22 protein-coding genes are annotated in these 25,996 nt (G+C 45.8%); 16 read left to right on the top strand and 6 right to left on the bottom strand.

The window, feature by feature from the left end; translation table 11 throughout:
- Positions 1-180: 180 nt before the first annotated feature.
- Positions 181-2,955 carry an XrtA/PEP-CTERM system TPR-repeat protein PrsT gene (gene prsT, locus ACX5J7_RS04100; RefSeq protein WP_498706202.1) on the top strand — a complete coding sequence of 925 codons (2,775 nt, stop codon included), beginning with the start codon at positions 181-183 and terminating at the stop codon, positions 2,953-2,955.
- Between the two features lie 190 nt (positions 2,956-3,145).
- Here prsT and ACX5J7_RS04105 read toward each other — a convergent pair whose 3' ends face one another.
- Positions 3,146-4,000, bottom strand: a complete 855-nt coding sequence (locus ACX5J7_RS04105; RefSeq protein ID WP_278385347.1) for an ion transporter — start codon at positions 3,998-4,000, stop codon at positions 3,146-3,148.
- A 463-nt stretch (positions 4,001-4,463) separates the two neighbouring features.
- On the bottom strand, positions 4,464-5,861 hold the full coding sequence (gene tolC / locus ACX5J7_RS04110) for an outer membrane channel protein TolC (protein WP_071950740.1): 1,398 nt from the start codon (positions 5,859-5,861) through the stop codon (positions 4,464-4,466).
- Between the two features lie 297 nt (positions 5,862-6,158).
- Between tolC and nudF the strand changes: the two genes are divergently transcribed.
- The 5 genes from nudF to parE all read left to right on the top strand — a co-directional run bounded on the left by nudF (position 6,159) and on the right by parE (position 10,647).
- Positions 6,159-6,785: an ADP-ribose diphosphatase gene (gene nudF, locus ACX5J7_RS04115; RefSeq protein ID WP_012517212.1), complete on the top strand. Its 627-nt coding sequence runs from the start codon at positions 6,159-6,161 to the stop codon at positions 6,783-6,785.
- Positions 6,782-7,222 (top strand): DUF1249 domain-containing protein, encoded by a 441-nt coding sequence (locus tag ACX5J7_RS04120; RefSeq protein ID WP_023559508.1) that lies wholly within the window; start codon positions 6,782-6,784, stop codon positions 7,220-7,222. Before nudF ends, ACX5J7_RS04120 begins: the two co-directional genes overlap by 4 nt.
- Positions 7,223-7,336: 114 nt before the next feature.
- Positions 7,337-8,023 (top strand): metallophosphoesterase family protein, encoded by a 687-nt coding sequence (locus ACX5J7_RS04125; protein WP_498706205.1) that lies wholly within the window; start codon positions 7,337-7,339, stop codon positions 8,021-8,023.
- 28 nt (positions 8,024-8,051) lie between these two features.
- A complete protein-coding gene (locus ACX5J7_RS04130) occupies positions 8,052-8,633 on the top strand; it encodes a YqiA/YcfP family alpha/beta fold hydrolase (RefSeq protein WP_015066189.1) in 582 nt (193 codons plus the stop codon).
- Between the two features lie 118 nt (positions 8,634-8,751).
- A complete protein-coding gene (gene parE / locus ACX5J7_RS04135; protein ID WP_012517216.1) occupies positions 8,752-10,647 on the top strand; it encodes a DNA topoisomerase IV subunit B in 1,896 nt (631 codons plus the stop codon).
- Between the two features lie 31 nt (positions 10,648-10,678).
- Here parE and ACX5J7_RS04140 read toward each other — a convergent pair whose 3' ends face one another.
- Complete coding sequence (locus ACX5J7_RS04140; protein ID WP_071968221.1) at positions 10,679-11,356, bottom strand: hypothetical protein; 678 nt, start codon at positions 11,354-11,356, stop codon at positions 10,679-10,681.
- 236 nt (positions 11,357-11,592) lie between these two features.
- Between ACX5J7_RS04140 and ACX5J7_RS04145 the strand changes: the two genes are divergently transcribed.
- A complete protein-coding gene (locus tag ACX5J7_RS04145) occupies positions 11,593-12,297 on the top strand; it encodes an HAD family hydrolase (protein WP_278385160.1) in 705 nt (234 codons plus the stop codon).
- A 209-nt stretch (positions 12,298-12,506) separates the two neighbouring features.
- On the top strand, positions 12,507-13,715 hold the full coding sequence (locus tag ACX5J7_RS04150) for a YfiM family lipoprotein (RefSeq protein WP_232363015.1): 1,209 nt from the start codon (positions 12,507-12,509) through the stop codon (positions 13,713-13,715).
- Between the two features lie 129 nt (positions 13,716-13,844).
- Here ACX5J7_RS04150 and ACX5J7_RS04155 read toward each other — a convergent pair whose 3' ends face one another.
- On the bottom strand, positions 13,845-14,177 hold the full coding sequence (locus ACX5J7_RS04155; RefSeq protein ID WP_012517220.1) for a hypothetical protein: 333 nt from the start codon (positions 14,175-14,177) through the stop codon (positions 13,845-13,847).
- A 254-nt stretch (positions 14,178-14,431) separates the two neighbouring features.
- Here ACX5J7_RS04155 and ACX5J7_RS04160 point away from each other — a divergent pair, with 254 nt between their 5' ends.
- Positions 14,432-14,623 carry a hypothetical protein gene (locus tag ACX5J7_RS04160; RefSeq protein WP_012517222.1) on the top strand — a complete coding sequence of 64 codons (192 nt, stop codon included), beginning with the start codon at positions 14,432-14,434 and terminating at the stop codon, positions 14,621-14,623.
- A gap of 1 nt (position 14,624) precedes the next feature.
- On the opposite strand, the gene epmB is transcribed toward ACX5J7_RS04160, so the two are convergent.
- Complete coding sequence (gene epmB / locus ACX5J7_RS04165) at positions 14,625-15,650, bottom strand: EF-P beta-lysylation protein EpmB (protein WP_012517223.1); 1,026 nt, start codon at positions 15,648-15,650, stop codon at positions 14,625-14,627.
- A gap of 36 nt (positions 15,651-15,686) precedes the next feature.
- On the opposite strand from epmB, the gene efp reads away from it, so the two are divergent.
- The 7 genes from efp to ACX5J7_RS04200 all read left to right on the top strand — a co-directional run bounded on the left by efp (position 15,687) and on the right by ACX5J7_RS04200 (position 25,281).
- Complete coding sequence (gene efp / locus ACX5J7_RS04170) at positions 15,687-16,256, top strand: elongation factor P (protein WP_012517224.1); 570 nt, start codon at positions 15,687-15,689, stop codon at positions 16,254-16,256.
- Positions 16,257-16,358: 102 nt separating this feature from the next.
- Positions 16,359-17,327: an elongation factor P--(R)-beta-lysine ligase gene (gene epmA / locus ACX5J7_RS04175; RefSeq protein ID WP_020742860.1), complete on the top strand. Its 969-nt coding sequence runs from the start codon at positions 16,359-16,361 to the stop codon at positions 17,325-17,327.
- A gap of 164 nt (positions 17,328-17,491) precedes the next feature.
- A complete protein-coding gene (locus ACX5J7_RS04180; RefSeq protein ID WP_498706210.1) occupies positions 17,492-19,951 on the top strand; it encodes a TonB-dependent receptor in 2,460 nt (819 codons plus the stop codon).
- Positions 19,952-20,057: 106 nt separating this feature from the next.
- Positions 20,058-20,681 (top strand): hypothetical protein, encoded by a 624-nt coding sequence (locus tag ACX5J7_RS04185; RefSeq protein ID WP_015066192.1) that lies wholly within the window; start codon positions 20,058-20,060, stop codon positions 20,679-20,681.
- A gap of 70 nt (positions 20,682-20,751) precedes the next feature.
- The gene (locus tag ACX5J7_RS04190) at positions 20,752-21,276 is read left to right on the top strand and encodes a GNAT family N-acetyltransferase (RefSeq protein WP_012517228.1); all 525 of its coding nucleotides are present in this window, start codon (positions 20,752-20,754) and stop codon (positions 21,274-21,276) included.
- 429 nt (positions 21,277-21,705) lie between these two features.
- On the top strand, positions 21,706-24,051 hold the full coding sequence (locus ACX5J7_RS04195) for a TonB-dependent receptor (protein ID WP_278385167.1): 2,346 nt from the start codon (positions 21,706-21,708) through the stop codon (positions 24,049-24,051).
- Positions 24,052-25,281, top strand: a complete 1,230-nt coding sequence (locus tag ACX5J7_RS04200; protein WP_012517230.1) for a dipeptidase — start codon at positions 24,052-24,054, stop codon at positions 25,279-25,281.
- A gap of 98 nt (positions 25,282-25,379) precedes the next feature.
- Here ACX5J7_RS04200 and ACX5J7_RS04205 read toward each other — a convergent pair whose 3' ends face one another.
- Positions 25,380-25,925, bottom strand: a complete 546-nt coding sequence (locus ACX5J7_RS04205) for a peptidylprolyl isomerase (protein WP_498706213.1) — start codon at positions 25,923-25,925, stop codon at positions 25,380-25,382.
- Positions 25,926-25,996: the final 71 nt, after the last annotated feature.

The following is a 25,996-nucleotide window of genomic DNA, read 5'->3' on the forward strand; positions in this document are numbered from 1 at the left end:
TTAGCGTATTTCGCGATATGCTTGCCAGCAGTGTTGCAAAAAACAGTATTATATTCGAATAATGGACAGGTTGCCACGAAATTGCACAAATTTGACGAAATAATAAGCAGTGCGGTGAGCGTTTTTTTACAATGTGCAGCAATGTGACAATAAAAATTTGAGGAAGGGCAAGGAATTACGATGACAAAGCATAAAACAAATAAATTAATTAAACGTACAACGTTAGCGGTTATGTTGACCAGTGCGCTTTTGTCAGGGTGTAGCGAAAAGTCGATGGAAAGCCACTTGGCAGATGCGAGAAACTATGTTTCTCAGCAGCAAATTGATGCAGCCATTGTTGAGTACAAAAATGCAATTCAAAAAGGGCCTAATGCTGCTGAGCCACGCTTCGAGTTAGGCAAGCTTTATTTACAAAAGAACAACTTTGCCGCGGCAGAAAAAGAATTAAACAAAGCCATGGAGCTTGGTTATCCCGTAAGTCAGGTTATCCCTCTTTTATCTGTCGCTTATCAGCAATCAGGAGCAGAAAATGCTCTTGCTGAAGTGGATTACCGCGCAGAAGGTATGACTGCGGTAGAGTCAGCGGAAGTCGGGTTTTACAAGCTTCAGGCGCTTATGCAATTAGGTAAGACCGAAGAGGCAAAAACGTTAATAGCCGATCTTTCTACGCTAGATACAAGCTCGGTATACAAGGGGCTAATCGATAGCTATACGTTTGTTTTAGACAATGACATGGAAGGCGCGTTAGCAGCAACTGAAGCGCTGCGCGAACAAGCACCAACTAATAAAGACGTACTTCAGCAGTTAGCAAAAATCTATCTGCAAAGTGGTGAGCCGGCAAAAGCCGCTGAAGTCTATGGCGTTTACGTGAGTCATTACCCTGATGATGTTACCAGTAAGTTTGCCTATGCTTCGCTGCTCATTGAAATAAGAGAACTCGATAAAGCAGAGCCCATTGTAGATGATTTGCTAACGCTTAATGAGAATCATCCTTTACTCAATACGTTTAAAGGCATTATTGCGTCGGCCAATGAAAACTATGCCAATGCTTTAGAGTACTTGGAAATTGCGGTGCAAAACGGCAGAAGCGACCAAGTTGTTAGATTGGTCGCTGGGTTTAGTGCATATCAAATTCAAGATTTTGAGGCAGCTCAGCGTCACTTAACCATGGTGGCATCTAGCTTACCTGATAATCATCCCGGCCTGCGTATGTTAGCAGACAGCATGCTTCAGCTTGGTGAAAATGATGAAGCGCTAGAAGTATTGGCGCGGGTGGAAGGGGAGCAAGGCGTAGACGCGGCACTTTTCTCAAAGGCGAGCTATCAGTTACTTAAAGATGGTAACGTGGTAGGTGCTAAGCAAATGGTAGCAAAGTCTGAGGCGGTAAGTACTACGGCTGATGATTTATCTCGTTTAGGTGTGCTTCAGCTTTCACTTAACGACATTGATGGTCTGGTTAATTTGGAAGAAGCGGTAGAAAAAGCGCCTGAGTCAGTGACATCTCAAGCGACCTTGCTACGCGCTTACATTGCCACCAATCAACTTGATAAAGCCAAGACTGCGGCAAAAGACTGGCACGAACAATCGCCAGAAACTGCTGCGCCACTTATCTACCTAGGTAATATTGCTACTGCTGAAGGTGCGTATCAAGATGCCGCCCAATACCTCGACAAAGCAAGTGAACTTAGTGATGCGGGCAATGAAGTAACGTATTCACGGGCTAAGCTATTGGTAGCAGAAGGCAAAAAAGATAATGCCATGGCGTTCATTCGCGCATTTGTTGATAAGAACCCTGCCGACGTACAAGCGCTAGCGCTGTGGTTTGCATTAGCCGTTGAAAAAGGCAATGGCGATGAGGTTATCGCGCATGCCCAAACGCAGTTTAATAGCAACAAAGATCAGCTTAATTTACGGCTTTTACTCGCAAGGATGTATTCCCTTAACAATCAGCTTGATAAAACAGTCTCGCTTTTAGCCGACGTAAAAGGCGACGAGTCATCACCGCAGGCGCTTTGGAATTTAAAAGGGCAGTCGCTTATTGCGACTAATAATGTAAAAGAAGCGACCGCATTTTTCGATCATTGGTTATCCCTTTACCCTCAGGATAAAAACGCGGTACTGGGCAAACTGCTTATCGTTGATTCACAAAAGCAGTTTAAGCAAGGGCTAGCGTTAACCAACAAGGTGCTAGCAAAACGCCCAGACGCACAATTAACGCTTTTAAAAGCGTATTTCCATAGCCGTTTGGGTCAGGCAAAGCCTGCGTGGGAGATCATTAACAACACAGCGGATGATGTTAAAACGCTGCCGTTTGTTAGAGGGGTTATTGCTCGTTTACACCTTATCGAGAAAGCGCCAGAGCAGGCGGTAGACCATGCTAAAGCGGCTTATGATGCCACGCCTAATTCAGACAATGCCTTACTTCTTGTGGCTGCACTAGAAATGTCTGGGGAAAAAGAGCAGGCCTTTAGTTTTCTACAAAAGCATGTAAAGGCGCATAATAACGATGTTCAAAGCGCTATGCTGTTAGCTGAGCGACAAATTCGCAACGACAGAGACAGCGCAATTGAAACCTATGAGCAGGTGTTAACACAAACGCCAGACAACTTTGTTGTGCTCAATAACTTAGCTTATTTGGCGTTTGAAGATAACGACTTAGCCCGTGCGGAAACACTTGCCAAAAAAGCGGTATCACTACAGCGCGAGAATGCCGATGCGGTCGATACACTGGCCCAAATACATATTGCGAAAGGTGAAAAAGAGGCAGCACTGGCACTCTATGAGCAAATTTCTGCGGGGCCGATTGCAAACGATGAAGTCTATCTTAATCACGTAGCCTTGCTGCTTGAATTAGACAAAGACGCTTTGGCTAAACGCAGGCTAGCAAGTAGAGAGTTTACAACTGAGGCTGCAAAACAAAGGGTGGAAGCGCTTAAAACGCAGTACGGCTTGTAAGGCGTACCTGCCAGCACCGGGTGCTAAACAGGTTTAGCCGAGGTTAAGTGAATTAGCAGAGCAATGCTGCTTTGCCGCTTACTCCAAACTTTATAAAACAAAGGCCACTCACAGTGGCCTTTGTTATTTTTGGGGCGTTTCTAGAAGCGCGCGAGAGTGCCGTTTGAGTTATCAAAAACGGTGTAGAGGTTTAATCAGAGGTGTTTGTTTCACCTTTTACCGCTTGCGCTGACACCTGGGCCTTAAGCTCGCGTAATTCCTTCATAACGTCGTGCAACGTTGGCTCAACATGCCCTTGTGCTATTTGCTCCTCTAGCAGCGCTGCTTCTTTCTCTGCGCGGGCTTTTTCGTTTTCCCTTTCCATTACGTTTACTACAATGCCAATCACCATATTTAAGAACGCAAACGCCGTGAAAAAGATAAAGGTGAGGTAGAAGATCCAGCTTAGTGAATACACTTCCTGGGTTTCATACATCACGTCTGTCCAATCCTCGAATGTCATTATTCTAAAGAGCGTTAACATTGAGATGGTAATGTCGCCCCACAGCACGGGATTAATGTTTTCAAATAACGTACTGCCTACCGCTGCGTATATGTAAAAAATGATAAACATCAGCAGCATGACATAAGCCAACTGAGGCAAAGCTTTTACCAAAGAAACAAGCAATATTCTAAGCTCTGGAATAATTGAAATCATACGAAGTACGCGGAATACACGTACCAAACGGGCTATCAATGCCAATTCCGTATCGTCAGCTGGAATAAGACTTATAACCACAATAAGCGTATCGAACCAGTTCCAAAAGCTTCTGAAAAAAAAGCGTTTTTGCTTTTCAGCTAAAAAACGAATAGTGAGTTCAGTTAAAAAGAACGCGCTAATGAACCAGTCTAAGAACAACGTGACTGAAGCCATCCCTGAAGGCAGTTCGTAAGTTTTAGCCCCCACCAGCAGTGCCGAAATAACGATGACACTGATGACAAAGGCTTCAAACCATTTATTGGCGCGGATTCGTTCAAATTTATTTTGAAGTTCAGAGGCTTGCATTTTTAATTATCACTCAAGGAAAAATCAATAAACCAATTGGCTTGTGGTAAACCTTATTGGCGTTATACTAAAGTTGCTATGCGCACATTTATTGCGACATAAATGTAGGGGCAGTCAGCGCGATTTAAAACCTGTATCCCTACATAAAAAGTAAAACTGTAACGTAAAAAGCAAGGTCATTTACTATATAGGTAAGAAACAAAGGGCATAATCATGGATGATGAGTTAAGACTGTTGCAAGCAAAATTACACGTCGTGTCCGTACGTTTATCTAATTTTGTATTGACGAAGCAAAACGCTCAAGCCTTGTGTAATGAGTATCGACAGCTTCTAGGTGCCCTGCAAAAGTTCACGCCGGCCAAATAACCCTCACGCTTTTCTTTACTACAAACTAGGCGGCGCACAAAAAAGGGCAGCGCTGCGCTACCCTTCTAATTCATCATCGAATGAACGACGATACAATTTAGCCGTTGTCATTGTTCGTAACGGGCTTAAGGCCGCGATTTATCATCGCTACGTCTTCACCTGTCAACGTACCTGCTGCTTGTTTAAGCGTAATTACAGACTGAATAAAGTCGTATCGAGCACCGGCTAGGTTACGGCGTGCGTCGAATAGGTTACGCGTGCTGTCGAGTACGTCAACGATAGTACGTGTGCCTACATCGAACCCTGCTTCAGTTGCTTTTAGTGCACTGTCTGCCGACACAACGGATTGTTCTAGCGCACGAATAGTCGAGATAGACGCTTTTACGTTATTAAACGAGCTACGTACTGACTGTACGGTTTGGCGGTAAGTTTGTTCTGCCGCTTGGCTCGCCGCCACGTAGTTGTATTTAGCTTGTGAAGTTTGCGCGCTAACACTGCCGCCTTGGTAAATAGGTACGTTTAGTGAAATCCCTATTGACTGGCTGTCTAGGTAAGGCGTTTCGTAACCAAACGGGGTGGTCGAGCCGTCGTCATTTAATACTTCAGCATCAACGTCGTCTTTTGAACGACCGTAACTACCCGATAGTGACAATGTAGGCAAGTGACCCGAGCGCGCAATGGCGATGTCTTCTTTAGCTACGTCCATCGCTAATCTATCCACCAGTAGCGCGAGGTTTTTATCCTGCGCCGTTTCTAACCAGCTATCTACCGTTTCTGGCACCGGCATAGTCGCTGAGAAGTTTTCAGTGTTTAGGCCGAACAAACGGTCGTGGTATTTACCGGTAATCACACGCAGTGCTTCAAGGGCAAACTCAAGCTGGTTTTTGGCTTGGATTTCTTGCGCAACCGTACTGTCGTAGTTAGCTTGTGCCTCGTGAACATCGGTAATGGCGGTTAAACCGACTTCAAAACGCTGACGTGTTTGTTCAAGCTGTCGTTCAATCGCACGTTTTTCTGAACCTACAAACTCTACGTTGTCACGGGCGCGCAACACGTCAAAATAAGCAGTAACAGTACGTACAATAACGTCCTGCATGCTAGCGGCAAGCTGCGCATCGCTTTGTTCAGCAATTTTTTCTGCGCGGTCTAGGCCCAGCCAGTTAGCGTGGTCGTAAAGCGACATGGAAAGTGATACGCCGTAGTCGATGGTATCTACTTCTGTATCTGTCGTGAATACTTGAAGGCCGTTGTCACCCGCCGCTTGTTGAAAGCGTTCAGATTCAGACATGGTGTAGCCCACAGAGCCTGAAATTTGGGGTAGTAGGCTTGCGCGGCTCAGACTAATTCCTTCAAACGCAGCATCACGTTGCGCTTTCGCTTGGTTTACCAATGGATCGTTTGCTAGTGCTTGTTGATATACCTGCATTAGGTCATCGGCTAGCGCACCAGTTGTCATCGATACTCCGATAACCAGCGACAGAAGTGTTCGTTTCATGCTTACGTCTTCCTGTTGTGTTCAAGTTGCGTCGTCATTGTGTTTGTTGAGACGACTAATTAAAACCAAGTGTATGAAAATTCAACCACAAACCGAAAGTCCAAACTCGTAACAGTATTCGATTAACTGTAACAGAATATGTGATCTACCCACGCAATTATTATAGTAATAGACGACTTGTAATATGAGTTTTCTGTTATTCGTTCACACCTAATGCCGCGTTTTTAACGCGTATACATGGTTGGTGTGTAAATGTACTATGTATGATAAATCTATTTGAACCATAAGTGTCAGCAAATGAGCAAGGAATTCCTTTCATTTACCTCAAATGACGTCGAAATCACCGACATAAAGCCAGTGTATCGTGGTTTCTTTACCATGAATCAGTATCAATTTAAGCACAAGTGTTTTAACGGAGAGTGGAGCGATACCGTTACTCGCGAAATATTTGAACGCGGTCATGCGGTAGGTGTATTGCCTTACGACCCCGTTCTCCAAGAGTTCGTGCTAATCGAGCAAGTAAGAATTGGGGCATTAGCGACTTCTTCAAGTCCTTGGTTAATAGAAATTATTGCAGGCATGATAGATAAAGGTGAAACGGCAGAAGCGGTTTGCCATCGAGAGTCGATGGAAGAAGCGGGTATCGAGCTTGAAAACCTAACTAAAGCGCTGAGCTATTTGTCGAGTCCTGGCGGTACAACAGAAAGATTACATATTTTTATAGCGAAGGCCGACGCCAGTAAGGCGCACGGCATACACGGCTTAGACAGTGAGTCAGAAGACATTAAAGTTCATCGAGTAAAAGAGAATACCGCCCTTGAATGGTTGGAAAATGGCCATATTGACAACGCCGCAGCGGTAATTGCGCTACAATGGTTTTTTATGCACAAAACACAACTTCTGGAGCAGTGGCAGACATCGTGACTCAACGCAATCAACGAAAATACGTACCTAACCTTCCGTCCATGCAGGCGTTATGCGAACTGAACTATTCCCATGTTCTGAGAATTTTGCCTGACTGTGACACAGAAGACCTGAGGTATGAGTTTTCAGTAGGCGTTGGGCTTTCTTACGAAATTCGCATTGTTGAATCGGCCCGATACACCAGTACACTTAGTATCAAGCAGACCACCAAAGACATGCCTTCTTATTTGACCCCGGCGATGACCGTGAGACTTTATCACGATGCGCGTATGGCCGAAGTGATAAACAGTCAAAATACAGGGGCACTGCAGCCATCTTACGACTACCCCAATATTAAAATGCGCCAACGCAACGAAAAGCATATGGTAAACATTTTTTTGGCGGAGTGGCTGAATTTCTGTCTTCAACATACCTCTAGCGTTACCTCCGAAGCGTGATAAAGCTTATTCAGCTAAGTGACTGTCACTTACTTAAAGATAAAAACAAAACCGGCTATGCGGGCATAGCACCTTACGACTCATTAGAGCGCACCCTGCTTCATGCTGTGAACCATGCTGAACAGTTTCGAAGCTAATAATTCATCGATGGCCCCATCATGCTTTATGCTTATTACCGGCGATATCAGTGGTGATAATACGCCTGAAAGCTATCAGCATTTCATCGCCTTAATGGATAAGTATGTGGACAGAGCGAACATTGCTTGGTTTGTGCTTGCTGGTAATCACGATAACAATGCGCACTTTGAAACGTACCTGGGTGATAAGCAGTTAAACAGCGATAACCCGTTGACGTTTCAAAACTGGCACATACACGGTATGGACACCCGCGCGTTAGATAGCACTTATACCGCTGCAGGCGAAGTAAAGGGTGGCGAGATCCATGACCTAACCCAGGCTGTCGCCCAATTACCCGACAATAATCATTTAATTGCGCTTCACCACCATATACTGCCGTCAAACAGTTGGATGGATAAGCATTTTTTAGCAAATGCCGAGGCGTTAGTTTCGCTAACTGAGCAATACGCTCAAATTAAAGCGTTAATCCATGGCCATGTTCATTCGCCTCTTCGCCAGTTAATAGGGGAAAATAGCACGCCGTCGTATGGGTGCCCTTCGACCTGTTGGCAGTGGGAAATGCAGTTGGGATTTGGGGTAAGCAATGACGCCCCAGGCTATCAGGTAATTGAGCTGCACGAAGACGGGGTTGTGGACGTAAGTATTGAACGGGTTGAGCACTAGCCCATAGTAAAAAAGAAAAGAGACATCTATGCAGCACATTTTATACCTACACGGCTTCTTGAGCTCCCCTAAATCGGTAAAGGCGCAGGCCACTAAAGCGTATTTCGAGCAAAACCATTCGGATGTCAGGCTACATATTCCCGAGTTATCTAACTTTCCCAGCAAAGTAGAAGGTCAACTGCTCGACCTGATAGAAAGTACGCCAGCACTATTAGATGACGGGCTTAAGCTAATTGGCAGTTCCATGGGCGGCTATCTTTCAACGTTTTTGCTAGAGCAATTTGGTGGCAAGGCCGTGCTAATCAACCCAGCAGTGCGCCCTTATGAACTGCTGCAAAGCTTTATTGGCACGCATGAAAACCCGTACAGCAAAGAACAGTTTGAAATAGTTGAGGGTGACATAGGAGTAATAAAAGCATTAGAGGCTGAATCGATAAGCGATCAGGCGCGGTATAAAGTGCTACTACAAACCGAAGATGAGACCTTAGATTATCGCTTAGCGGCTGAAAAATATGCGCAAAGTCACCTTGTGATAGAAGAAGGCGGTGATCACAGCTTCGTTGGCTACGAAAATCACTTGCCAGCCATTGCTGAGTTTTTGCTGAAATAAGCGCATTGCCAGCCTTAACCAGCCCTGATAACATCAAATATACTTTGTGCAGTACTGTGGTTAATAACAGTATTGCGTATTCCTTATTCTATTGCTGGCTTAAATAACAACCATAACTATGTCAAATCAATACAATTCAGATGCCATCGAGGTCTTAAATGGCCTTGACCCCGTTAAGCGCCGCCCTGGTATGTATACCGATACCACTCGTCCTAATCACTTAGGGCAAGAGGTGATTGATAACAGTGTGGATGAAGCGCTTGCGGGTCACGCCTCGAGCATCAAAGTAATTTTGCATGAAGATCAATCGCTAGAAGTCATTGATGACGGTCGTGGTATGCCAGTAGATATTCACCCTGAAGAGGGGATATCGGGCGTAGAACTTATCTTATGCAAACTGCACGCTGGTGGTAAGTTTTCCAATAAAAACTATGCGTTCTCAGGTGGCTTGCACGGGGTAGGTATCTCGGTAGTCAACGCCCTTTCAAATCGCGTTGAAGTAACTATTCGAAGAGACAGCAGCGTTTATCAAATTGCATTTGAAAATGGCGACAAAGTAGAAGACTTGCAGGTCATTGATACCTGTGGCAAACGCAATACCGGTACGCGAGTCCACTTTTGGCCGGACCCACAATACTTCGATTCGGCCAAGTTTTCGGTAAGTCGCTTGAAACACAACTTGCGCGCAAAAGCGGTGTTAAGCCCTGGCCTACGTATTCGCTTTGACAACAAAATCGCTAAAGAAAGCCAAGAATGGTTTTACGAAGACGGCTTAAAAGATTACCTCTACCAAGCCGTTGAAGAATTTGAAACACTGCCGTCAGACACGCCGTTTGTGGGCAACTTCACCGGCAATACGGAAGCCGCTGACTGGGCAGTAATGTGGCTGCCCGAGGGCGGCGACTTAGTAACAGAAAGTTACGTTAACCTTATTCCTACAGCCCAAGGCGGTACACACGTTAACGGGCTGCGCCAAGGCCTGCTTGAGTCGATGCGCGAATTCTGTGAGTTTAGAAACTTAATGCCGCGGGGCGTAAAGCTATCACCCGACGATATTTGGGACCGATGCGCCTATATCCTGTCGACGAAAATGCAAGATCCACAGTTTGCAGGACAAACCAAAGAGCGCTTGTCATCACGCCAAGCCAGTGCGTTCGTATCTGGTGTGGTTAAAGATGCATTCAGTCTATGGCTAAATCAGCACACGGAAATTGCCGAAGCGTTGGCAGAAATGTGTATCAACAACGCGCAGCGCCGCTTACGCCAAACCAAGAAAGTCGCGCGTAAGAAGGTAACGCAAGGGCCAGCGTTACCAGGAAAGCTCACTGACTGCTCTTCACAAGATATCTCTTACTCTGAGCTGTTTCTAGTAGAGGGTGACTCGGCAGGAGGCTCGGCTAAACAGGCTCGAGACAGAGAGTTTCAGGCGATCATGCCGCTGCGCGGTAAAATCCTGAATAGCTGGGAAGTCGACTCTTCTCAGGTACTGGCATCACAAGAAATTCACGATATTTCAGTGGCGCTAGGTATTGACCCTGATTCAACAGACCTGTCTGGTTTGCGCTACGGCAAAATTTGTATTCTTGCCGATGCTGACTCTGATGGGCTTCATATTGCAACCCTATTATGCGCGTTGTTCGTACGCCACTTTAGAACCCTTGTCGAGCAAGGTCATGTGTACGTCGCTATGCCGCCGCTATTTAGAATAGACGTAGGCAAAGAGGTGTATTACGCGCTAGATGAAGGCGAAAAGCAGGGCATTCTAGATCGTATTGAAGCAGAAAAGAAACGGGGTAAAGTGAACGTACAGCGCTTTAAAGGCCTAGGTGAAATGAACCCGCTGCAGCTTCGCGAAACCACCATGGACCCTAACACTCGCCGCCTTGTTCAGCTGACGATTGAAGATGCTGAAGAAATGATGGAGCTTATGGACATGTTGCTTGCTAAGAAGCGTTCTGGCGATCGCAAGACTTGGCTAGAAAGCAAAGGAAATATGGCAGAAGTCGTGTTGTAAAACAGGGCGTTATGCAAAAAAGCCCGAATAACTAAACGCCAAGACGTTGTTCTTGGCGTTTTAGTGTGTGCATCTTCAACAAAATACTGCCACGCATTATAACGCTGGTGCCGTTTAAAATAAGCAGCGGCCAGCTTTGGCTTAACGGCATAGTTAGGCCAAATAGTAAGGTGCTCACATCTTTAATAAGAATATTTCTAAATAGTGCAAAAGACAGAGAACCCACTTTTTTTCTTCGCTGAAGCACGAGCCACTGGTGTAACGAACCTTGAAATAATACGACGGTAACGACCAGCATTAGCGTATTGGCACCCAGCTGTGCTAGCCCCGGGAAAGGGCGAAAGGCTATAGAAATGGTACCGACAACAAAAGCTAACAAAGCAACCGCGGTCACCCAACCTGATACTTTAGTGCGTCTGTGTTGCCAGATTTTCCAGATGATAACGAGGGTAAGAATAAGTGCGCCAAAGCGCGTCCATACTAAGTAATGATTAAAGGGCTCTACCGATATACCAAATAGGTATATAGAGAAAAAGGCAAAGTAGCTAGAGCCAAATTGGTTGAGAGAAAGGCTTTGGTTGGCATCGAGACTGCTGCTGCGAGTAATCGCATTTTGATAACGCGACATGGCTTGTATTTGCGACCATAACCCTAACCAAGTCAGTAAAAACAGCGCTGCGCTCACAAAGCCTAATACATGGTACAGCACTCAATTTGCTCCGTTATTACTAATACGTAGTAGTAAAAAGGTAAGCATTGTATCACAAGCTTGAAAAAGGTAAGGGCAGTAGTGGGTTAATTAGTGGGGCTATAAACCTTGGCCCGCTACCTGCATCGCCCTACTTAACCAGTTAATTACGCTGGTCATCTTAATTAACTATCGGCATCGATAGTACCCCATGTACTTTTAGTCTTTATTTCAACTACACAGCAAGGAGGTTTACTTTGACATTGCATTTTGCGTCTTCAACTTCAGGCCAATTAGCAGTTAGCGAAAAAACCACAACGCTATTGTTTGACCACGACGGTACGTTAATCGACTCAGAAACCGTACATTACGATTTATGGAAAGCCATACTGCTTGGATATCATGTTGATTTAAGTGAAACATTTTATTGTGAGGTGATGGCAGGCATTCCCGTTAAGCAAAACGCCATCGACTTGGTAGCGCATTTTAAATTAGACGTAGCGCCTGAGGTTTTAGCCGAACAGAAACACAAAAGTATTAGCGACTATTTAGATAAACACGCTTTTCCTCTCATGCCTTATGCTAAAGAGACCATAAAGACATGCTTCGATAAAGGCTACCGCATTGGTATTGTTACAGGCGGAAGTAAAAAGTCGGTGGAAAAAACCTTATCTCAGTATGCTTTGGCAAACTACATATCTTGTGTGGTGGCCGTAGAGGATGTGGTAACAAGCAAACCCGCTCCAGATTGTTACGAACTTGCCATGCGACAACTCAACAAAACCCCTGAAGAATGCGTGGCCATTGAAGATACTCAAACTGGGATGAGGGCCGCCCTTGCCGCTAACTTAGCCTGTGTGGTGATCCCCACGCCGCTATCGCAGCACCATGACTTATCTCGAGCAACCGTGCGCTACGGCAACCTTCAAACGTGGGTGGAAAGCGAACTTAATTCGCAATAACCCCTTGGAAAGCTGACTCGTCGTGCCACTTGAAACTGGTGGCGGGTAAATAGATAACGTAGTATAACCATCGTTTTAACCACACAGTGTCTCAATGGCATCACGGGTAAAGTTGCTGTCACATGATTTTGCGTAGCGTCAAATGGCTGTTAATAAGTATAGCCTTCATAGTATTTCTTCTTGTGGCCACCGTCGTTACGGTAACGGTTATGGCTGTACAGCAAACTCCGTTGGTGGCCTCTACCGCGCCAACTCAGCTTGATGGTGCTGACAGTGTTAACGAGCTTTTAGGGCAGTTGCAGCGGGCGTTCTCGCGTCGCGAAGAAGGCCACCAAGTTACCCTAACTGAAACGCAAGTGGAAAGTTTGGTAGGCGTTTTACAACGGGCGCTACCTGACTTTAAGGGCGTGGTGAATATTACCCCTATTGGCGGCACCATTAATGTTACTTATGCCATTACCGATATGGGGTACTTCGTTAATGCTTCAGCACTTGTGCTGCCCGGCGACAGTTTGCGAATAGAGCAAGTGCAGATTGGCGATTTAACCATTCCCGGTCGGTTCTTACTGCGCTTTCTTGAACGTACCGTTAATTCTTACACCCAGTCAGAAATCGCCACCATTGCGTTATCGCGCGTTGAGCGTGTGACTATGCGAAGCGGTGAGCTCACCTTAGATGTTGGGCGTTTAGATGAACTGTTGAGTGAACTAAATGTGGTAGCGTCTAATATGTCGGTAACCGAAGAGACTGAACTTCAGCGTTTAGCGGCGTACTACCTGCGCTATATTTCGGGAAGAGAAATTGCGCTTTCAGATAAGCCTGTCTCGCTTATCGAGTACCTGCGAGAGGGCATGGCAAGGGCGCGAGAACAAAGTAGAACATCAGAAGATGCACTGCTTCACAATAAGGCGGTAATTCTGGCGCTTGCTGTGTATGTGGGTCATCATCGCGTTGGAAACTTGGTTGGTGATATTCAACCTGATCCCAACAAGGCGTTGAAACCGCGCCGAGGCGCCGTACTTCACAACCGCAATGACTTGGCGCGCCACTTTATTATCTCCGCCGCTTTAGAGCTTTTATCTGAGCAAGGCATGTCGCTGGCAATAGGCGAATTCAAAGAGCTTATGGACCGTGGAAAGGGCGGTTCAGGCTATAGTTTTGTGGATTTAGCCGCAGACATGTCGGGCACAGAGTTTGCTCGGGTTGCCACCGAGCCTAGTACAGCATTACGTGTGCAAAATGCTGTGGCGCGTATTCAAAGTGAACTTGAAATTATTCCGCCCATTGATGGTCTGCCTGAAGGGTTAAGTAAGCAAGCGTTTACTGAACAATACCAAAGGGTAGATAGCGAAGCTTACCTGAAAGAAGTTAAAGAAATTAAACGCAGAATGGGTTTACTGCCGCTTTATCAACCCTAAAAAGCGCGGGCAGTAATTGGCTGAAGCGCGACATTATCGAACCCCACTTTAGGCCAAAAAGAACATTTAAACGTAAAGAAGCCCAGTAACCGTCGGCGTTAAAGGGCTTCCCGATATTCGTTTTTCGCGTTACTTTTTAGCAAGTGATTGTTGAAATTGCGCTATGGTCACAAGTGCCAACTCTATCTTTTTCACCAGCGGTGCCAAGGCTTGTTTCGCTGCATCGTCATCTAATGCTTTTAGAGACTGCCAATCGTTAGCAATTTCTTGCACGTACGGGCCAAAGCGTTTGGCCGACGTAGTAAAGCCGCTGTCTTCAGCAAATACGGCTGCAAATTTACCTTTTTGATCTCGCTGCAAATTATCTAAAATTAGATCGGCATCAACAGCTTTGCGGTGTAGCGTTTGAAGTGTTTCTTGAAGTTGTTGATGGACAGCTTGCATCTCTTGGCTTTGTTGCATTGGTAACGCCTTTTGGTTCTAAGTGTCTAAAGTTTATGTATTAAGCTAACGTTTAAATGTTTTATGGCTGTCAGTACAGCCCGCTTAATTGCTTTACGGTAAATATTGATTAAAGTTTCGACTTTCAAGGCCGATACACTAACGTCTGTTGTCTTTTTTGTGCCTCTTAAACAGGGCGCAACATGCAACATACCGTAAGGGTGGGCAATTCTGCCCATTTTTTTACTTTGCTACAAGCAACAAAGGAAAATGGTATGGATCTACAAGGTACTAGTGCCTCTGGAACGTCCGGTGCGTCACTTGAGTTGGCCTCTCTAAAGTTGGCAAAAAGCCAGCAGGAACAAGAGGGACAAGCGTCGCTTCAGCTGCTGGAATCAGCATCTGACGTACCAAAAGCATCATCGTCAAACCCCGCGTTAGGCGCCAACGTCGATACCTACGCGTAAGTTACGGATGCAAATGTAAGTCGATAGGCGTTTTGCCGGGCTGTCCACCAATTTCTCTTACGAGTTTGGGGACTAAAAAGCCTGGCAGGCGCTTTATCGCTTCTTCCATAATGTGGCGCCCTTCATCATCACTCACGTAAAAGTGACTTGCGCCCTGAACTTTGTCCAACACGTGTAAATAGTAAGGCAACACGCTAGCCTCAAATAGTGCTTCGCTTAAATCACTTATTGCTTCACCTGAATCATTCACACCTTTTAAAAGTACCGACTGATTAAGCAAAGTTACCCCTTTTTCTCGCAGCGTAATTAACCGTGATTTAAGCGCCTCTGACATCTCGTTAGCGTGGTTGGCATGCAGTACCAATACTTTTTGAATAGGTAGCGCGGTAAACCAATTTACAAACGCATTATTGATTCTCTCAGGTAGTACCACGGGCAAACGGGTATGAATCCGCAAGCGTTTGACATGGTTGATAGAAGCAATTTCGTTAGCTAACCACGCGAGATGATCGTCTTTAGCCATAAGCGGGTCGCCACCAGAAAAGATGACTTCGTTAATATTGTCGTGAGCTTGAATGTACTGCAGCACCTCTTCCCACTGATGTTTGCTTACGGCGTTATCAGCATAAGGGAAATGGCGGCGAAAGCAGTAGCGGCAGTTAACCGCACACCCGGTACGCACCATAAGCAGCACACGAGAGTCATATTTATGCAAAATACCTTTGCCCGCCGTATCGTGCTCTTCTAGTGGGTCTTCACTGTACCCGGGCGAGGTTAAAAACTCGTCGCTCAGCGGCATGACTTGCAGAAACAGCGGGTCATTGGGGTTGCCTTTTTCCATTAAATCAGCGAAATGCCGTGGAACACGCATGGGGAACAGTCGCCGCGCTTTAATATGTTGTGCGTACTTTTCTTCGTCTAAACCCAAGTGCTGCAGCAGTTTTGCGGGATCAGTAAAACTGCCAGCTAATTCTTTTTGCCAGTTATGCTCTACAGAAATCGGTTTTTTAGGTATTATTTGTTCCACGAAACTTTTTGTACCTTATGTTTAGACAGAGGAATTATGGCTAATTACAGCACTAACGAGTTCAAAGGCGGCCTGAAAATCATGCTGGACGGCGAACCTTGCAACATTCTAGAAAACGAATACGTAAAGCCGGGTAAGGGCCAAGCGTTTAACCGCGTTAAAATCCGTAAGCTTATTTCAGGTAAAGTTTTAGAAAAAACTTTCCGCTCGGGTGAATCAGTAGAAGGCGCTGACGTAATGGATACGGAGCTTGCCTACTTGTACACCGACGGCGAATTCTACCACTTTATGAACAACGATACATTCGAACAAATTGCTGCAGATGAAAAAGCGGTAGGTGAGAATCAAAAGTGGCTAGTAGAAAACGATGTTTGCACCATTACCCTGTGGAATGGTTCACCTATCACAGTAACGCCACCTAACTTTGTTGAGTTAGAAATTACCGAAACCGACCCAGGCCTTAAAGGTGATACGGCGGGTACAGGCGGTAAGCCAGCGACGCTTAGCACTGGCGCGGTAGTTCGTGTTCCACTATTTGTTCAAACCGGTGAAGTTATTCGCGTAGATACTCGCTCTGGCGAGTATGTGTCACGTGTACAAAAGTAAACACTAATATAACTATGTGCCTAGGCACGTAGTGTTTCAGGTTAAAGCCGGTGCCCTTGCGTACCGGCTTTTTATTTTAGCTTCTGAATTTGGGCCGATAATATGCAAAATTGGCAGCCTACCGCGACACATGAAGCACGGGTGGCCCGTGCTGAAATACTTCGCACTATTCGCGAGTTTTTTCACAGAAAAAATGTTTTAGAGGTGGAAACGCCGCTACTTTCAAAGGGAACGGTGACCGACGAACACTTAGATGCATTTGATACCGCGTTTAATTTTGATAGGTCGGGAAAGCCGACGAGGCTTTACCTTCAAACTTCACCTGAATATGCCATGAAGCGTTTGTTGTGTGCCGAAAGTGGCTCGATATATCAAATCTGTAAAGCGTTTCGTCACGAAGGGGAAGGCCGCTGGCACAACCCAGAATTCACTATGCTTGAATGGTATAGAGTGGGCTTCGATCATTTCGCATTAATGGATGAAGTGGATGCTCTGCTGCAAGAAACCCTTTCCACGCTTCCGGCAGATACAATGACTTATCAGGATGCATTTCTTACCTATCTCAACATTGACCCGTTAAGTGCTAGCAATGACGAATTGCTAACGGCCATGAAACAACAAGGAATAGACATTCATGAGCCAGAAAATCTAAGCTTTGATAGCAAACTGCAGCTTCTATTTAGCTATGTTATCGAACCTCAAATTGGTAGTGATAAGCCGTGTTTTATTTACAATTTTCCCGCATCGCAGGCAGCACTGGCCAAGCTTAGCGCTACAGACCCTCGTGTGGCCGAACGCTTTGAAGTGTATTTTAAAGGGGCAGAGCTTGCTAATGGCTTTAACGAACTAAGCGCAGCAAAAGAGCAGCGGGTGCGCTTTGAAAGCGACAATGATAAGCGCCGTGCCAGCGGGCTTGTTACAAAACCCATAGACGAAAACTTTTTAAACGCGTTAGAAGTAGGTTTGCCTTTGTGCGCCGGCGTTGCATTAGGGGTGGATAGATTACTGATGCTAAAAACAGGAGCTAATCATATTAACGAAGTAATTAACTTTACCGTTAGCCGCGCTTAAACAGATAGGGAGCGGTGGCGAATTTCCGCTGAAATAATCTCAAAACATGAAAATAAGGCAAACTTATTGTCACTAGCGACTACTGGCGGTTGACATAAGGGCTCACTTCCTTAAAATGTTATAACATCACTAAATGATGTTATAACATCCACCAAGGAATACCCATGAAAATGCGTTCGCTGCTAAGTTTGTCCATAGCAGGGCTATTAAGTGCGCCTGTGTATGCCACAACAGTTACCGGAAAGGTTACCGATACCGCAGGTCAGCCCGTTGCTGGCGCCGAAGTAAAAATAGAAGGTAGCCGCCGCGTGGCTTTCACAGATGAAAATGGTGTTTATCGCTTCGACGATGTGAAGCAGCCTCATATTCATTTACACGTCTATTCTTCTAACTTCATACACGGTGATAACGACTTAGGTGATGTAGACACCGATCAAAACGTCGACTTCGTATTAAAGCCAGCATCGGTCGAAAACATTGTTGTTACCGCTAATGCATTACAGTCTTCAGTGCTTGAATCAGTGACCCCTGTTACCGTCATTGGCGCTGAAAAGCTACGCAAAATAGAAGCGCCTACCCTTGGTGAAACTCTAAAAAATGCGCCGGGTGTTCACAGTACCTATTTTGGCCCGGTTTCGAGTAGCCCGGTGATCCGCGGTAACGATGGCCCGCGCGTCAAGATTGTTCAAAACGGACTCGATGTGTCTGACGTATCCCGCGTCGGCCCCGATCATAACGTAGCAACATCTCTTGCCAGTGCTACGCAAGTAGAGGTGCTTCGCGGGCCGGCTACGTTACAGTACGGAAGCGGCGCCATTGGGGGCGTGGTAAACGTAGTCGACAAGCGCATTCCTCAGTATCAATTAGACGGTGTTGAAGGGGAAGCTGAAACCAGCTACAGCACGGTCAATAACGGTTCGTACACCCGTGCTGACGTGACGGGGGGCAGCGGCAACATTGTATGGCATGTTGATGGTTTTTATCGCGATACAGATAATGCCGATATTCCAGGCTTTGCCTCTATCGACCCAAGCGAAGATGAACCAAACGGTGAACTTGAAAGCAGTGCCATGGAAACCCGCAATGTTGTTGCCGGTTTATCTTACGTGGCTGAAGAAGGTTACTTTGGCTTTGCCGTAGAACAGCTTGATAATGAGTACGGCGTGCCTGGTCATGGGCACGAAGACGAACATGACGAACACGATGAAGAGCATGACGAGCTTGATGGCAATCATGAAGATGAAGAGCATGAAGGCGGAGAAGGCGTGCTACTTGATGTAGACATGACCCGTTATCAAGCTGCAGGTGAATGGCATTCACCTATCCAAGGTTTAACTAACCTTAAATTTGCCGCTGCCTACACAGATTATCAGCATGCTGAAATAGAAGACGGTGAGCCAGGTACTGTATTTACGAATGAGTCGAGTGATATTCGCTTGTCTGCTTATCACGAAGAGGTTAACGGCTGGCACGGTGTATTCGGTGTGCAGTTTAACCACAGTGATTATAACGCTGTAGGCGAAGAAGCGTTTACGCCGGGTAATACAACATCAAGCTATGCACTCTATGTGATTGAGCAGAAAAATGTGGGTGATGTAACCTTCGAGCTAGGCGGCCGTTTAGAGCGCACAACGCTAGACGCTGATGCCAGTGAAATTGAGTTGGAAGTGCTTCAAGAAGCGCATGAAGGGGAAGAGCACGACGAAGATCACGAGGGCGAAGAACATGAGGAGCATGCTGTAGCCTTTACCTTCCTAGATTACGACTTTACCAGCGTGTCGCTTTCCGCAGGGGCTAACTGGGAATATCAAGAAGGTCACTCAATTGCAGTTACGCTTTCACGCAGCGAACGCGCCCCAAGTCAGCAAGAGCTTTTCTCTGCTGGTCAGCATTTGGCTACCCAAAGCTATGAAGTGGGTTTAGTCTTCGATATGGACGATGAAGGGCATATTGCAGAAACCCTCAAAGGCGTAAAGGAAGAAGTGAGTACGAATCTAGATCTAACCTTCCGCAAGTTTACGGGCGATTGGGGTTACAGCGTGTCGTTCTTCTACAATCAAGCAGACGACTACATTTATCAAACCAGTACAGGGCTAATCGCGCTAACCGAGCATGAAGAGCACGACGAAGATGAAGCTGTAGAAGAAGAGCATGATGAGCACGGCAATGAAGAAGGTTTGCCGGTATATTACTTCCAACAGGCTGATGCTGATATCTGGGGTTTTGAAGCAGAAACCTATGTAGATTTAAGCGATTCGTTGCGCCTTACCGTGTTCGGTGACTACATTCGCGCAGAAGTGGAAGACGATAACCTTCCGCGTACACCACCTATGCGTTTTGGTAGTGAATTAAGCTACGTAAACGACGGGATAAGCGCCGATGTAGGTTTCACATGGTATGACGAGCAAAATAACGTTGCGTCGTTTGAAACGACCACCGACGGCTACACCTTAGTAAACGCTAGCGTGCAATACGAATTTGCCACACAAAACATAGACTGGGTAGTATTCGCCCGTGGTGATAACCTAACCGATGAGGAAGCGCGAGTGCATACGTCTTTCTTAAAAGACCAAGCACCGCTTCCGGGTAGAAACTTTACTATGGGTGTGAGAGCGTTGTTTTAATTAAACAACGTTCACAGAAGTAAACGAAGGCGGTGTATTGCACACCGCCTTTTGCGTTTCTACAATAGGGAGAATGTAACCCCGCGGCTGTGACACAGAGGTGACAATGAATGAACTAACCCAGTGGCTAAACGTTCAAACTGAAAAGCACATGGTTTTAGGTTACGGAAGCTTACTAAGCAAATGCAGCAGAGAGCGCTATTCCAATATTTTCACCGAAGGTGTGCCGGTCACGGTAGCCGGGTTTGAACGAGCGTGGGTTACGCGCAGCTTGCAAGAGCAGCAAACCTATGTGGGCGCGGTAGCTAATGCGCATAGCAAGCTCAATGCACAGCTAATACCCACCCAAATAAATCCAGCCTTGCAAGAGAGGGAAAAGGACTACCGGTTTGTAGAAGTAAGCCCGCAAGATCTCGACTTTCACTTACATAACCAAAGCGCATACGTACCACCTAGTGAGCGCTTATCTCAATTCACTTTTTGGATTTGTGAAACCCTTGCCTGTGAGCCTGCAAATGAAACGTTTCCTGTTCACCAAACGTATATCGATACCTGTATGGCTGGTTGCTTAGAGCACGGAGGGCAAGCGGAGGCCGAGCGTTTTGTAACCCACACTTCCCTTTGGGAGCACCCTAGAGTGAATGACAGAGCCAGCCCTAAGTATCCCCGGGCGGCGTTAGTAAATAGTGAAGATACAGCTCATATAGACCGTTTGCTCGCGAAGCGGTAGCGCCTGCGCTATTGTTCTAAAGGCTTTATATTAAAGCATAACTCGACCCACATGTAATAACAGGATTAGCGTGAACACAGCCCTTCCAATATTTACCACCGACAGAATTACCTTGCGCCCGCTTACCTTTGACGACCAGCACTGGGTACTTGCACTTCAGCAAGATGCGTTATGGCTTAAATATATTGGCAGCAAGAACGTAAATAGCCTTGATGATGCATGCGACTATATTGGTAAGACGAATGCTCAGCGAGAAGAGTGGGGCTACGGACTGTTAGCCGTGGAAGATAACGACGCTAGACGGCCGCTTGGCGTATGCGGTCTTTTTAACCGCTTCTCTTTTGAATGCCCTGATTTGGGTTTTGCCATGTTACCGGATGCTCGAGGCAAGGGAGTGTGCTTAGAGGCATGTGAGCGCGTAATTGCCTGGTCTGCCTTACAAGGCTACAGCTTTTTAACTGCGATGACGCACCCCGAAAATAGGGCATCACAGAACCTGCTGTTGCGCTTAGGGTTTGAAAAGCAGGGGTTGTACTTTGACAAAGCGTTTCCTCATCAATACCTGTATAGGTTAGAAATAACTTCACATATCTAGCGCTATTATGTTCAGCGCTTACCTGCATTACGGTTCAAAGCTTAAACCTTAAACCTAGTCTTTAATCGCTAAAGGGCCTCACCGTTTCAACATTCCTTTAATGATTCGTTTGTCTTAACCAGAACGCTATTGCTTATTTATACTTTCGTCTAATTTGGTGCATTGCTGTCAAAATGGGTGCTTTTCAACGATCTCTTTGCCATTTAAATGTTACTTGTACGTTAACAGTTCAGCCTCTTCTACTACGGTATTTCCCCTGGTTGAGTCATTCGTCTCTGATTAAAGGTAATTCGTCAAAATTTCTCGCCCCTCTTTGCGCAATGGTATGCCTGTTGAACAACAGGTAGTAAACGCACCGCAAATGGAAATGCGCAGAATAAAAAACAGGGGCGCCAAGTCGATATAAAACCTAATAAGAAGACCGCAGCTATGACAATAAAAAGTACACATACAACATTCAAATGCACATTGTTAGCAGGAATAATAAGCCAAGCGCTTATCCCTACCTACGCTAATTCTCAAGAGAGGACTAGTGAACAGCAAGTCGAAACAGAAGAAAAAATAGTTGTCACAGGACGTCGTGTAACCCAAACCGATATTGCAATTGGAACTGACGAAGCCACCAATACACTTGCGGTGAGTCGCGAGGAGTTGCTTTCAGCACCTTCGGGCATTTCCGGCCTGAAAATGCTAGAGAGTTTACCTGGCTTTAACGTTCAAACTGATGGTGCACTTGGCCTTTATGAGTTTGGTAACTCGGTACAAGTGCGAGCTTTCCAGCTCAGTCAAATGGGATTTGTTCTTGATGGTATTCCAATGGGACGCTCTGATGCATTTGGAGGAAGCCCTATATTCCGATACGTTGATAATGAGAATTTAGGGGCTGTCATTGCCTCACCTGGCGCGGGAGATGTCTCTGCACCAACTTACGCATCGCTCGGTCCAATTGCGCAATACAATACGGTGCGGCCTTCGGATGAAATGGGAGGCATGGTCGCAGTTACTGCAGGCGATTTTGATTTACAGCGTACCTTCGTCAAGCTGGAAACCGGCGACATCGATGGTTTTAAAGCGTATGTAAGTCGCTCGAAAACCGATTCTGACTTATGGCGGGGTCCAGGTACTATCGACAGAGAGCATATTGAAGCAAAAGCGCTTTATGAATTTGGCAGTAGCTATATTCAAGCTACTTACGTAGCAAATGACTTTTTCGACTACGATTCACCTTCTGCACCAGCCTCTGTTTTTGAAGATGACTATTACTACAGCTACCTAGACAGTATTCCCGAAGGATGTATCGAACCTCAACCTGAAGTTTATGACTTCAATGGTGACGGTACTATTGATGACACTGACTTTACGCCGGTATTTACAGGTTCTAATTGTACAAGCTATTACGAAGATAGAATTAATATACGAGACGATAAACTTTATTCTCTTGGGTTTGGCACCTACTTAACCGACGATATTCAACTTGAAGCTACGGCGTATTATGAAGATAAAAATGGTTACGGTGTATCGCCTGATAGCTATTCTAATACGTTGAGTATTTATACTGACCAAGCGGCAGCGGGGTTAGATGTGGTTCACCCTAGGGGCGTGCAATACGGCCTATCTACTGTAGGTGGTGAGCGAGAGGGTCTCGTGGGAAGCGTCACGTGGTTTATTGGTGAGCATAAATTCGAGGCGGGTGGCTGGGTAGAAGAAGACACCTACAATAGAACACAGGCGCGTTTAAATAAAACCGGCGGCAGTGCGGACGGTGACGTTATTTACGACGAAGTTGCTTATTACCGAAGGAATTACACTGCCGTTCGTGATACTACACAGTTATTTATTAAAGATAACTTTGCCATGATGAACGATGACCTGTTGCTTGAAGTCGGGTTTAAGTCACTGTCTATTGACTATTCACTAGACGGGTACAGAGACTATAACGATTACGAAATAGATGGCGAACTTGGTTATGGACCGCAGTCTATTGAGGCTGAATACACCGATAACTTTCTGCCAATGGTTGGCGCGGTTTATCGTTTAAATGAATCGGATCAGTTATTCGCTTCGTTCGCGCAAAACTTTGCACTGCCGGCAGGAACGGACGATATCTTTGACAATGCTGTTGGGTTTGACGTTGAAGCTCCGCAAGGAGAGGAAGCCGACAACTATGAGCTCGGATTTAGAACCAACCGAGAGCATTACAACGGTGCGGTCGCGCTATTTTATACCCAGTTTGATAATCGACTAATTGCCAGTAGCGTGATTAATCCAGCAACAGGCCAACCAGAAACCTTTTATGTTAACGCCGGTGCATCTAAAGCCTACGGCATCGAATTTAGCGGAGTTTTCCAACCCGAAATGTTCGACAGAAAGCTCTATTTCAATGCAAATATATCGTATAAGAAAGCCGAACTAGAAGACGGGTTTGCAGGTAATCCAGCCGGCAGCCAATTACCCGATAGCCCTGAATGGTTAATGACCGGCGGTATTACCTATGAACCTACCGAATGGCTAGTTGCGAATTTCTCTGCCAAATATACAGACATTCGATATACAGACTTTAACGAGACCTATGAGTTAGAGAGCTACCTGGTTGCTCAGGCTTACGTAGATATTGGTGGTCCTAACAATTTTGGTATGCCCGAGAATATTCGATTGCGGTTTAACGTTGATAATGTATTCGATAAAGAAGTTATGTCTTTCGGCTTCACCGGTTCCTCGTTTGGTCGCCCACTTAGCCCACGTACTTTCCAAGCAACATTAACGGTGGATTTCTAAATGCGGTACGTAAATGGTAAAACAGTAAGCGCTTTAGCACTCTCTTTAGCTTTAACAAGTGCCTATTCTAATGCGGAGTCAGTAAAGGCAAGCGATATTCATGACTCTATGGTCGTCATGGATACGCACCTAGATACGCCAGCGCTGCTCGTACAGCCCGGTTTTAATATTATGCATGCGCATAATGTTGAGGATGACTTTTCCCAAGTGGATGTTCCAAGAATGGAAAGCGGCGGATTAGACGGCGGGTTCTGGGTTATTTACACGCCACAGGGCCCAGTTACAGTAGAGGGGTTTAAATCTGCACGCGACACAGCGATTCTTCGTGCTATGGCTATTCATAAAATGGTCGAAGCCAACCCGGATACATTTACTCTTGCCACTGATCCAAAAGACGCCAAAGCTATCGCTGATAATGATAAGAAAATTGTTTATATCAGTATGGAAAATGCTTACCCGCTGGGGGAAGACCTCAGCTTGTTAGATACTTTCTATAAAATGGGGCTTAGGATGGTTGGTCCCGTTCATTTTAAGAATAACCAATTTGGCGATAGTTCCACTGATCCTAATGGCCAGCAATACGGAGGGCTTTCTCCACTTGGAGAAAAGCTTGTAAAGAAAGCTAACGAACTGGGTATAATTTTGGATGGCTCGCATGCTCACGACGACTTACTCGAAGACATGATACGGCTGTCGAAAACGCCTGTCATCCTGTCGCATTCGGGCACGAAAGCCGTCTATGATCATCCAAGAAACATCAATGATGAACTACTAAAAAAGTTGGTCGCAAGTGGCGGTGTTATCCATGTCAACGCCTATGGCTCTTACTTAACAGAATTGCCAAGCGACCCCAAACGCAAGAAAGCGTATGGGGAATTATTTAAGCAAATGGGGAACATTGCTGAAATGACGCCAGAGCAAGTGGCTGCGCTAAAGCAAAAACGTAAGCAAATTGATATGGAGCACCCTGCTGTTCGTGCAACCTTTGACGATTATATGGCTCACTTTCTTCATATTTTAAAAGTTGCTGGGCCTAAACATACTGGGGTGGGTGCAGATTGGGATGGCGGCGGCGGTGTGGAGCGCATGATGGATGTTGCCGCTTTACCGCTGATAACAGAGAGGCTTCTAGCCGAAGGCTACACCAAAGAAGACTTGCAAGATATTTGGGGTAACAACGTGTTGCGGTTGTTAACTCAGGCACAAGAATACGCCCAGTCGCTAAAATGACATCTACCTAAACCTTGAAGCAATGTGTCCGTTTTCGCCAGAAAAGGACACATTGATATCTAAATCGAAAAAGGGTGGTTAAATCGAAGAAAGATGTACTAAAGCGGCGGCAGAACCGTCATTTTTTTAATGACAATAGGTTCAATAGGCACATTATTCGCGTTCAAGCGAAGTGAGTACTCAGTTTCCACCTCTGACATGGCATCTACAATATCTTCGCCTTCCACAATCACGCCAAATACCGCGTAGCCCCAGTCTCTGCCCGGGTTTAAGCTGCTGTTGTCGTTCACATTAAAGAAAAACTGTCGGTTTGCGGTATGTGGGTCACCTTGTCGTGCCATCGCAATGGTGTGTAGATCGTTAGTTAAACCGTTACCTGACTCATTAAAGATATCGGGGAAGTTTGATTTGCCGTCGAAGTCTGCGGTATAGCCGCCGCCCTGTACAACAAAGCCGGGCACAATGCGATGGAAAATAGTGTCTTCATAGGCGCGTTTATCTACGTAGCGAAGAAAGTTATTTACCGTAATAGGCGCACGTCTTCTGTCGAGTTCAACCACAATATCACCCATGGTAGTTTCAATTTTTACCCGAGGATAGTAGTTATCTGGCTGAACCTGTGAACCGTCATCTTTCTTTGCCAAAACCGCTGAACTGCTGCCTAGCAGCGCGATGGCGGTAAGAAGTGGTAAAAGTATTTTTTTATAAAAATGCC

This window comes from Alteromonas infernus, assembly GCF_902705815.1.

Excerpts from the sequence above, each read along its gene's own strand:
- prsT (WP_498706202.1), top strand. The coding sequence starts at position 181 with ATGACAAAGCATAAAACAAATAAATTAATTAAACGTACAACGTTAGCG.
- ACX5J7_RS04105 (WP_278385347.1), bottom strand. The coding sequence starts at position 4,000 with ATGCAAGCCTCTGAACTTCAAAATAAATTTGAACGAATCCGCGCCAAT.
- tolC (WP_071950740.1), bottom strand. The coding sequence starts at position 5,861 with ATGAAACGAACACTTCTGTCGCTGGTTATCGGAGTATCGATGACAACT.
- nudF (WP_012517212.1), top strand. The coding sequence starts at position 6,159 with ATGAGCAAGGAATTCCTTTCATTTACCTCAAATGACGTCGAAATCACC.
- ACX5J7_RS04125 (WP_498706205.1), top strand. The coding sequence starts at position 7,337 with ATGCTGAACAGTTTCGAAGCTAATAATTCATCGATGGCCCCATCATGC.
- ACX5J7_RS04130 (WP_015066189.1), top strand. The coding sequence starts at position 8,052 with ATGCAGCACATTTTATACCTACACGGCTTCTTGAGCTCCCCTAAATCG.
- parE (WP_012517216.1), top strand. The coding sequence starts at position 8,752 with ATGTCAAATCAATACAATTCAGATGCCATCGAGGTCTTAAATGGCCTT.
- ACX5J7_RS04150 (WP_232363015.1), top strand. The coding sequence starts at position 12,507 with ATGGCTGTACAGCAAACTCCGTTGGTGGCCTCTACCGCGCCAACTCAG.
- ACX5J7_RS04155 (WP_012517220.1), bottom strand. The coding sequence starts at position 14,177 with ATGCAACAAAGCCAAGAGATGCAAGCTGTCCATCAACAACTTCAAGAA.
- ACX5J7_RS04160 (WP_012517222.1), top strand. The coding sequence starts at position 14,432 with ATGGATCTACAAGGTACTAGTGCCTCTGGAACGTCCGGTGCGTCACTT.
- efp (WP_012517224.1), top strand. The coding sequence starts at position 15,687 with ATGGCTAATTACAGCACTAACGAGTTCAAAGGCGGCCTGAAAATCATG.
- epmA (WP_020742860.1), top strand. The coding sequence starts at position 16,359 with ATGCAAAATTGGCAGCCTACCGCGACACATGAAGCACGGGTGGCCCGT.
- ACX5J7_RS04180 (WP_498706210.1), top strand. The coding sequence starts at position 17,492 with ATGAAAATGCGTTCGCTGCTAAGTTTGTCCATAGCAGGGCTATTAAGT.
- ACX5J7_RS04185 (WP_015066192.1), top strand. The coding sequence starts at position 20,058 with ATGAATGAACTAACCCAGTGGCTAAACGTTCAAACTGAAAAGCACATG.
- ACX5J7_RS04195 (WP_278385167.1), top strand. The coding sequence starts at position 21,706 with ATGACAATAAAAAGTACACATACAACATTCAAATGCACATTGTTAGCA.
- ACX5J7_RS04200 (WP_012517230.1), top strand. The coding sequence starts at position 24,052 with ATGCGGTACGTAAATGGTAAAACAGTAAGCGCTTTAGCACTCTCTTTA.